General features: G+C 68.9%; 10 protein-coding genes and 2 pseudogenes. 8 read left to right on the forward strand and 4 right to left on the reverse strand.

The features are described 5' to 3' along the window. A pseudogene (locus tag AOK11_RS45655) lies at positions 1-114 on the forward strand (IS6 family transposase); the annotation flags it as partial. A gap of 41 nt (positions 115-155) precedes the next feature. Here AOK11_RS45655 and AOK11_RS40970 read toward each other — a convergent pair. After that, positions 156-946 (reverse strand): IS5 family transposase gene (locus AOK11_RS40970; protein WP_107098742.1). Its coding sequence is split into 2 segments (ribosomal slippage): positions 156-596 and positions 599-946, totalling 789 coding nucleotides; the frame shifts between segments, so codons are not numbered across the junction. Positions 947-991: 45 nt separating this feature from the next. Then, positions 992-1,576: a DinB family protein gene (locus tag AOK11_RS32655; RefSeq protein ID WP_055597294.1), complete on the reverse strand. Its 585-nt coding sequence runs from the start codon at positions 1,574-1,576 to the stop codon at positions 992-994. A gap of 377 nt (positions 1,577-1,953) precedes the next feature. Here AOK11_RS32655 and AOK11_RS43150 point away from each other — a divergent pair, with 377 nt between their 5' ends. The 4 genes and pseudogenes from AOK11_RS43150 to AOK11_RS45660 form a co-directional block, all read left to right on the forward strand. Next, entirely contained in the window at positions 1,954-2,628 is a 675-nt protein-coding gene (locus tag AOK11_RS43150; protein ID WP_055597295.1) for a hypothetical protein, read from the forward strand. After that, a complete protein-coding gene (locus AOK11_RS43155) occupies positions 2,577-2,906 on the forward strand; it encodes a 3'-5' exonuclease (RefSeq protein ID WP_055597296.1) in 330 nt (109 codons plus the stop codon). Before AOK11_RS43150 ends, AOK11_RS43155 begins: the two co-directional genes overlap by 52 nt. A gap of 539 nt (positions 2,907-3,445) precedes the next feature. After that, entirely contained in the window at positions 3,446-3,820 is a 375-nt protein-coding gene (locus AOK11_RS32675) for a hypothetical protein (RefSeq protein WP_055597298.1), read from the forward strand. A 191-nt stretch (positions 3,821-4,011) separates the two neighbouring features. After that, positions 4,012-4,101, forward strand: a pseudogene (locus AOK11_RS45660) (transcriptional regulator); the annotation flags it as partial. Positions 4,102-4,130: 29 nt separating this feature from the next. Here the strand turns inward: AOK11_RS45660 and AOK11_RS32680 are convergent. Together AOK11_RS32680 and AOK11_RS32685 are read right to left on the reverse strand one after the other, a co-directional pair. Beyond that, positions 4,131-5,222: an integrase core domain-containing protein gene (locus AOK11_RS32680; RefSeq protein ID WP_055597299.1), complete on the reverse strand. Its 1,092-nt coding sequence runs from the start codon at positions 5,220-5,222 to the stop codon at positions 4,131-4,133. 447 nt (positions 5,223-5,669) lie between these two features. Continuing rightward, positions 5,670-6,635: a pirin family protein gene (locus AOK11_RS32685; protein ID WP_055597300.1), complete on the reverse strand. Its 966-nt coding sequence runs from the start codon at positions 6,633-6,635 to the stop codon at positions 5,670-5,672. Positions 6,636-6,783: 148 nt separating this feature from the next. On the opposite strand from AOK11_RS32685, the gene AOK11_RS32690 reads away from it, so the two are divergent. Genes AOK11_RS32690 through AOK11_RS32700 form a run of 3 tightly spaced genes read left to right on the forward strand, consistent with a single transcriptional unit; the run spans position 6,784 to position 8,179 of the window. Next, the gene (locus tag AOK11_RS32690) at positions 6,784-7,299 is read left to right on the forward strand and encodes a MarR family winged helix-turn-helix transcriptional regulator (protein WP_055597301.1); all 516 of its coding nucleotides are present in this window, start codon (positions 6,784-6,786) and stop codon (positions 7,297-7,299) included. Beyond that, positions 7,296-7,754, forward strand: a complete 459-nt coding sequence (locus AOK11_RS32695) for a MarR family winged helix-turn-helix transcriptional regulator (protein ID WP_055597302.1) — start codon at positions 7,296-7,298, stop codon at positions 7,752-7,754. Before AOK11_RS32690 ends, AOK11_RS32695 begins: the two co-directional genes overlap by 4 nt. Before the next feature lie 50 nt (positions 7,755-7,804). Next, positions 7,805-8,179: a tetratricopeptide repeat protein gene (locus AOK11_RS32700; protein ID WP_055597303.1), complete on the forward strand. Its 375-nt coding sequence runs from the start codon at positions 7,805-7,807 to the stop codon at positions 8,177-8,179. Positions 8,180-8,276: the final 97 nt, after the last annotated feature.

Here is an 8,276-nt window from a genome sequence, read left to right on the forward strand (position 1 = left end):
TTCCGACCCCACCGCCACCTGCTCACCGCCCCCGACCACCGAGCCGAAATGACCGTCCGCTTCGCCATCTGGGACCACGTCACCGGAGTCGTCGGTGCGGCCGCAACGGCCTGAACACGGACCAGAACCGCAAGCCCCCACGCACCGACGCACCGTCAGACACCCACAAATCCAACAACGTGACAACGCCCGAGGAAGTACGAGCCCTTTCGTTCGTATCGGACGGTGAGGCGGCGGTAGCAAAAAAGCCAGGCAATCGACCGTTCGATCTTCCAGCGGTGCCGACCGAGGCGTTCGCCGGACTCGATGCCGGGCCGCGCGATGCGCGCGACGAGCCCGCGCTCGCGCAGCCAGGCCAGGTGTTCGGCGGAGAAGTACGCCTTGTCCGCGCGGGGTTTGACGGGTCGGCGCCGCCGTGGTCCCCGGCGGGACCGGACGGCGGGTATGCCGCGGATGAGCGGCTTGAGGGCGAGGCTGTCGTGCATGTTCGCGCCGGACACGGCGACGGCGAGCGGGATGCCCTGGGCATCGGACAGCACGTGCAGTTTGCTGCCCTTCTTGCCGCGATCGACCGGGTTCGGCCCGGTCAGCGATCCCCCCTTTTGGCGCGAACGGAGGCCGCTTCGACGATCGCCGAGGTCCAGTCCACCTCGCCCCGGGCCCCGAGTTCGTCCAGCACCGCCCGGTACAGCCGACGCCACAGGCCGGCCTCGGTCCATACCGTGAAGCGGCGATGCCCGGTGGCGGGCGACGTGCCGAACGTCGGCGGCAGATGCCGCCAGGCACAGCCGCTGGTCAGCGCGTACACCACTGCCGTGAACACGACCCGCTCGTCACACGGAGCGGTCCCACCACCTTGCGGACGAGCAGCGAACGACGGCAGCAACGGGACGGCCAACTCCCAGAGTTCATCAGGAACCAGACGCTTCGATAGATCAGCACCCACGACCGGCATCGTGCCGCACGAACATCAAGTCACGTGAGACAACCTCTAAACCTTGATTGGTGCGGCCGACCTGGCGGCCTGCTCGATCTTCGCGCAGTAGGCTGCACGGGCTTCCTCGTCGATCTGCTGCTCGAGTTCGGCGCGCAACCCGGTCCGGCCGTCGAGGCCCTCGCGCAGGATATCGGCGTGCCCGGCATGCCGGATGGACTCGCCGAGGACATGGACCATGATGGCGAACAGGTTCGTGTCGGCATAAGGCTCCGGCCACCACGGCACGTGGCCGGGGGCGTCGAGGGGAAGCTCGATGATCGTCGCGTCCGAGTGTTCCCACGTGCGCCGGTAGAACCCGATGATCTGATCGCGGGTCTCGTCCTCGGTCGCCCACAGATCGCTGCCGTTGTAGTCCTGCCACCGGGGCAGCGGTTCCGGGGAAGGGCGGTCGAAGACCTCGCCGAAGTACCTGGCCTCGACGGTGGCCACGTGTTTGACCAGGCCGAGGAGGTTGGTCCCGGTCGCTGTCAAAGGTCGGCGGGCGTCGTATTCGGACAAGCCGTCGAGTTTCCAGAGCAGCGCCTTGCGGTCCCGCCGCAGTCTCCCGTGCAGGTTCCCTTTCGCGAATTCATCGATCATGCGGCATGAGCCTGCCATGAGCTACTCGTGGTCTCAAGATCCCGTATGTGGTCCGCAACGACTGGCAGAGCCGAGGCCTGGCCATGGCCGCCGCCCTGACCTGCTACAAGAAGCTCGCGAAACTTGCCACGTGAGACAACCTCTTAGCCAGCGCTTCGACCGAAGCCTCCAACTGGGTAGGCACCCACGACACGCAGGACTTGACAGGGAACGACTCCTACAAGGGGTGGCCGATGTACTCGACCGCGGCCGCGCTCGCCCTCGATGCCGACCTGGTGCGGTCGGTGGTCGCCGAGCGACTGGCGTGAGAGGCGGCGAGCCTGCCCCGGGACGCCGCGGCGGAGCGGATCGGCTGGCACTGGAGCGACCTGGACCGCATGGGGCGCGAGGGCCGCATCACCACCGGGCGCGGCGGCCGCTATCTGATCGCCGACCTGGACCGGCTCGCCGAGGAGGCCGACGGCGAGCCGTACATCACCGCGCAGGCCGCCGCCAGCGACGTGCTGGAGATGCGCGCGAGCGACTGGAAATACGTGGAGGCGGCCGGATGGGTCACGCCGGCGGACACCTACGAGCGCCAGATCGGCCGCTCCCGCACGGTCACCGTCGCACTGTACCGACTCGGCGACGTCCGCGCGCTGCGGGACGTGCCGGGCGTCGACTGGGAAGCCGCCCGCGGTCTGCCCAAGGGTGTCCCGAGCCCGCTGCGCGAGTACGCCAAGTTCGCCCCGACCCGGGCCGCCGTCGCCCGCGCCTTCGCGCAGGACCTCGCCGACCGGCACGGCGTGACCGTGTGGGCGTGGAACAGCCCGTACTCCGGTTTGCTGGGAGAGCTGGACTGGGAGCGGATCGAGGACGCGTCCCTGAGGCGACCGTGCGCCGGGAGCTGGCCGCCGATCCGGAGGCCGGTTCCTACGCCACCGAGATCGTGCTGTGCCCCGCGTGGGGCGAGATCACCCGCAAGGCCAGGGACCTGCTCCAGCCGGGCTGTGCGGCCGTCATGGACACCGAGACCACCGACCTGTTCGGCCGCACGGTCGAGATCGCCGTGATCGACGCGGCCACCGGCAAGAAGCTGATGGACACCCTGGTCGACCCCGGTGATGCCGAGATCAGCGACGGCGCCCGCTGGGTGCACGGCATCACGGACGAGATGGTCGCCGACGCCCGCCCGTTCGAGAAGATCCTCCCCCGCCTGCGCAAGGTGGCCAAGGGCCGGACCATCTGCGTCTACAGCGCCGAGTACGACCGCACCGTCGTGCTCAAGGACGTCGAGCGGGCTGGGAAGAGCCGATGCACCTGGAGCCCTGGGACGACTGGTACTGCCTGATGCAGGCGTACGCGGACTGGCTCGGTGTCCGGCGCTGGCTGCGGCTCGGTGGCGGACACCGTGCCGCCGGAGACTGCGAGGCCGCCCGGCAGGTTCTGCTCAAGATATCCAAAGGCCGTGGGTTCGAGTTTTCCGAAGGGGGCTCGTAGTCGAATTCGCGGGTGGTGTGTCCATAACGGTACCGGGGCGGGCCCGGGTTCGTCCGGGTCTGCCGAGCTGAGGGCCCGGGCGAACTCCGTACGAGTGACAGAGGGATGCGGCCACCGTCCGCGCGGTCACCGGCGTCGCGTCGCGGAGGAGAAGGGAAGGGGACAACTCGGCTCGTTCGGCCGGGCCTCCGAACGCCGTGGTGCTGTCATCTCGGGCGGTGCGTCGACGGGCATTTCGTGGGGGCGAATGCTAGGGCACTGAGGGTTGATTCCTGCCGGATTCCCGGTGTTCCCGTAACTCCTGGCGGCGTGTGGGTAGCGTCTGCGGTCATCACTCGGCCGGAGTGTGAGGCCGGCCGGGGTCGTCCAGAACTAAGGGAGCGGGTACTGATGCTGACTGTGGAGACGTCTCTGAAGGAGGCGATGACCTCGATCGAGGGGAGCGTGGCGGCCGCGCTGGTCGACTACACGAGCGGCATGGCGCTGGGAACGCTGGGCGGGGGCAAGGACCTCGATCTGACGGTGGCCGCGGCGGGGAACACCGACGTGATCCGGGCGAAAGTCCGCACGATGGAGATGCTGGGCCTCAAGGACGACATCGAGGATGTGCTGATCACCCTCGGCAGCCAATACCATCTCCTCCGGCTGATCAGGGGCCGCGCAGGCAACGGCCTGTTCCTGTACCTCATCCTGGACAAGGGCCGGGCGAACCTGGCCATGGCCCGGCACCAGCTCAGGCGCATCGAGGCGGGACTGGAGCTGTAGCCGTCCCTTGTTTCCCGGCTCCGCATGCCCACGAATTGAAAGAGTCTTCAACTCAGCACATCTGAATGTGATCAAGCCAGGGCAGGCCGGGCCGGGAGGCGGGAGGATGGCTGGAGCTGGGCACCGAAGATCCGGGCAGGTCCAGCTGCCGGTCCTGGAATGGCCGAACCGTGGGTTGGGAGTGTTGTCGCATGCAGGTGCCGCTGTACCAGGCCAAGGCGGAGTTCTTCCGTATGCTCGGGCATCCCGTCCGGATCCGTGTACTGGAGCTGCTCCAACACTGCGGGTGCCGACAAATCATCCGGCCTGGTCATGCAGCATTCCAGTATTCGTGAAGGGTTCCGCCGAGTCGATCCCGTCGGGGGACTTTCATATGTCTGATGTGCGCTGGCACGTTGATCGGTTCGGGTAGTGCGCGAAGGGGTGCGGCTTGCTTCAGCGTTCGGTGCGGCCGGTGCTCGTTGTAGAAGGTTTCGAACTCGCGGAGCGCGTACAGGAGGTGGCTCTGGTTCCAGATCAAGGTGCGGTCGAGGAGCTCGCGCCGGCAGGTCTGGATCCAGCGCTCCATGAGGGAGTTCATCCGGGGTATCCGGATGCCGGTGGTGATCACCTTCAGGCCGGCGTCGGCCAGCAGGGCGTCGAAGGCGGCGGTGAACTTCGCGTCTCGGTCCCGGATCAGGAACCTGGCCCTGCTGCCCGCGTCCTCCAGGTCCATGACGAGGTTGCGACCGAGCTGCACGATCCACTCCGCGGTCGGGTGAGCGGTGGCGCCCAGGATCCGGATGCGCCTCGTGGAGTGCTCGATGACGGCGAAGACGTACATCCGCGCCCCGGTCAGCGTCCGGGTCTCGAAAAGATCGCAGGCGAGCAGCGCGTCGGCCTGGCTGCGCAGGAAGGCGGCCCAGGTGGTGCTCTGCCGTTCGGGCGCGGGCGGGATGCCGTGCTCGCGAAGGATCTCCCAGACGGTCGAGGCGGCGACCTTGATGCCCAGCGCCGCGAGCTCGCCGTGGATCCGTCGGTAGCCCCAGGAGCTGTTCTCGCGGGCCAGGCGCAGCACCAGAGCGCGAATCGAACGGACGGTGGGTGGGCGCCCGCGGCGCTTGGGCGCGCAGGTGGCGGCATGGCGTTGCTTGAGCAGGTTGCGGTGCCAGCGCAGGATCGTGTCCGGGCGTACCAGCAGCAGGAGGTGGTGCAGTTTCTCTCTCGGGAGGTGGTGGAGCAGGCCGGCGAGGACCACACGGTCGGTATCGGTGAACGCGGGCTTGGCAACCTGGCGTTGCAGGATGAGCAGTTGGTGCCGCAGGGCGAGAATCTCCACGTCCTTCTCGCGGTCGCTCATCGGCAGGAGACGCAGTAGGGTGAAGATGTTGGTAGCGGCGAGGTAGGCCAGGCGCAGCAGCACGACCGGTCATGATGCCGTTTTCCCCTGCCCAGGTGAAGACAGCGGGGCGGCCGGCAGCCACATCAGAGATGGCCGGTCAAGGCCGTGACCTGGGCGGATGATTTATCGGCACCCGCAAAGTACCAAGTTCACGCACCGACACACGGCTCAACCGCCCGCCGGGTCAGCATTCGTCCGGCCGCCACCGAGCCTGCAAAGACCACCGCGCGCGACGGAGCTGCGAAAAGAGTGCCTCAACCGCAGCTGACGAGTCGTCAGTAAAGCCAGCATTAGGTCAGCAAGAGTCCTGCCACAGTTGCTCACAGACGGCCACACCGCGGAATCGCCCGCCACCCTGAATCAGGTCCGCACTCCACTCAGCCGTCCTCCCGCGAGCGATTGAAAAGCAGGAGGCGGTGCCCGACCGGCCCCGCCCACCAGCCACCGACACTCAAGCATTTCCGCAGCTCAACGGACCCTTCCTCGCGGTTTCAGCGCCCCCGGCGGCAGCTCGGGAGCAGGCAGCGGAGCGCCGTCGTAGCCCTTCACCTCGCCGAACCGTGTCCCTTCCATCCAGTCCCGGCGGGCCTGTTCGATCTCTTCCTGGGTCCGGCCGATCCAGTTCCAGAACATGATCAGCTCTTCCTCGAACGGCTCGCCGCCCAGGAGCATCACGGACGCGTCGGACTCGGCGCGCAGCGGGAGTTCGTCGCGGCCGCAGCCGAGGTAGAGCATCGAGCCCGGGAGCACCGGTACGCCGTCCACGTGGACCTCGCCGGACATCGCGAGGACCGCGTACTCGAAGTCGCGCTCCAGGGGCAGGCGGACGTCCGCGCCGTCGGACAGGGAGAGGTCGGCGCCGACGATCGGGGTGTACGCCGTGCCGGGCGAGGTGGCGCCGTCGAGGCTGCCGAGGATGAGCGTGGCGTCGACGCCCTGCGCCGTGACGACCGGGAGGTCGGCGTGGTGCTCGAAGTGGGGGTCGGTGTGGCGGTGGCCGTCCGGGAGGGCGACCCAGAGCTGGGCGCCGTGCAGGAAGCGGGCGTGCGAGCGGGGGCTCTCCTCGGAGTGGCTGATCGCCCGGCCCGAGGTCATCAGGCCCAGTTCGCGCGGGCGGATCATCTGGAGGCTGCCCGTGGAGTCGCGGTGCAGGACCTCGCCCTGGTGCAGCCAGCTCACCGTCTGCAGACCCATGTGCGGGTGCGGTGCCACCTGCATGCCGGGCTCGTCGGCGATGTCGTCGGGACCGTAGTGGTCGACGAAGCACCAGGCGCCGACCATGCGCCGCCCCAGGTTCGGCAGCAGCCGCCGGACCTCGCTGGACTCTCCGAGCTTGACCTTCCGGGGACTGAGGAGTTCACGTACCGGCTCTGCCACCACGAAGCCGCGCCCACCGCACAGGGACGGCACGGCCTCCCGCTCAAGATTGCTCATGCCGCACAACTTAGCCCCGCGGGGCAATGCGTCAATCAGGCGCCGCGCCACGCGGGAGGCGACGGGAGGTGACGGGAGGCGTTGCAGCAGTACGGAGGACGACGAATTCAGTAGCCATGGCTATAGTCGCCATGTACTGTATCGGCTCATGAGTTCGGTACATTCGGCGCCCGAGGGCGCGACGCCCGGGTTCCTGGTCTGGCGCCTGTCCATGAAGTGGTGCGTCGCGGTCGACCGCGCGGTGGCCCCGCTGGGGCTGACCCACGCGCAGTACTCGCTGGTCGCGTCGCTGTACGGGATGGGACGTGCCGGAGAGCGGCCCAGCCAGCGCCGGCTCGCCGACCACACGGGACTCGAAGCGCTCTACGTGTCGAAGCTCGCCCGCGCCCTGGAGGCCGCCGGTCTCCTCGAGCGCACCCGGGACCCGCGCGACCCGCGCGCCATGCAACTGGCGCTCACGGAGCGGGGTACCGAGGTCGCCCGCCGGGCGATCGATGTCGTTCACGTGCTCCTGGAGCAGTTGCTGGAGCCCCTCGACGGCCTCGACGGTCCGCGCACCCGCGCGTTCACCCGTGATCTGACGACCCTCCTCGGCACGCCCCTCGCCGCGCCGGCGGACACCGCCGGCGACCATGCCGACGCCCACGAGACGGAGCAGTCATGACCACCACCGCACCCCCGGTCGACGGCCGTGTCATCGGCCTCGCCCACTACGCGAGCCGCGCGGTCCTGGAGAGCGTGCTGGCCCGCCACGGCGTCTCCTTCCAGCAGTCGGTGACCCTCCGGCTCGTCGCCGTGGCCGAGGGTCCGGTCGACCACGCCCGCCTGGCCGGGGACGTCGTCGGCGCCCTGAAGACCGGCCGCCCGGAGGCGGACGGCGTGGTCGACGGGCTGATCACCGCGGGACTGCTGGCCCCGGACGAGCATTCCCTGGTGCGGCTCACGGACGCCGGGAGGAAACTGCACGACACGACGTCCGCCGAGACCAAGGTAATCGCCGCCAGGATCTACGCCGGCATTCCCTTCGATGAACTCGTGGTCGCCGGACGGGTACTGGCGCTCGTCACCGAGCGGGCCGACCGGGAGCTGGCCGCAGCGGCAGCCACCCCGAACCAGTAGTGGAATATTCAAGCAACCCCGTCCGTTGTCGGCATCGAAGGAGGTCACGAGTGGACACCACGTACTACTACGACCACGGAACCCCGGCCGAGCGCTGGGAGCGTGCCGGGCTGTTCTTCGACGCCAAGGACTACGCCGCCGCGGCGCGTGTCCTGAGCGGGCTGGTCGAGGAGGTGCCGGAGCAGACCGGGCCGCGGCTGCTGCTGGCGCGTTCCTACTACCACTCGGCCCAACTGCGTCGCGCCGAGGCAGAGTTGCGCGTCATCGTGGAACGCGAACCAGTGGAGCACTACGCCCGGCTGATGCTCGGCCGCACCCTGGAGCGGCAGGGGCGGAGCGAGGAGGCGAAGTCCCACCTGCGGATCGCCGCCGCGCTGGCGGGCGACTTCGACGGCGGCGTCGACCGCGAGCTCGACCCCGCGTAGGCGGCGGGCCTCGGCTCGGCTCGGCCCTGCGCGGTGATGTCACACGCGTCGGTGCCCGGTTCTCCCCGGAGGGAGGCCGGGCACCGGCGCGTGTGAC

Origin of the sequence: Streptomyces hirsutus, from assembly GCF_001418415.1 — a bacterium.
Taxonomy (GTDB): Bacteria; Actinomycetota; Actinomycetes; order Streptomycetales; family Streptomycetaceae; genus Streptomyces; species Streptomyces hirsutus.

Coding starts and splice junctions, on each gene's coding strand:
- AOK11_RS32675 (WP_055597298.1), top strand. CDS start 3,446: ATGCTGACTGTGGAGACGTCTCTGAAGGAGGCGATGACCTCGATCGAG.
- AOK11_RS43155 (WP_055597296.1), top strand. CDS start 2,577: ATGGACACCGAGACCACCGACCTGTTCGGCCGCACGGTCGAGATCGCC.
- AOK11_RS43150 (WP_055597295.1), top strand. CDS start 1,954: ATGGGGCGCGAGGGCCGCATCACCACCGGGCGCGGCGGCCGCTATCTG.
- AOK11_RS32690 (WP_055597301.1), top strand. CDS start 6,784: ATGAGTTCGGTACATTCGGCGCCCGAGGGCGCGACGCCCGGGTTCCTG.
- AOK11_RS32655 (WP_055597294.1), bottom strand. CDS start 1,576: ATGATCGATGAATTCGCGAAAGGGAACCTGCACGGGAGACTGCGGCGG.
- AOK11_RS32685 (WP_055597300.1), bottom strand. CDS start 6,635: ATGAGCAATCTTGAGCGGGAGGCCGTGCCGTCCCTGTGCGGTGGGCGC.
- AOK11_RS32695 (WP_055597302.1), top strand. CDS start 7,296: ATGACCACCACCGCACCCCCGGTCGACGGCCGTGTCATCGGCCTCGCC.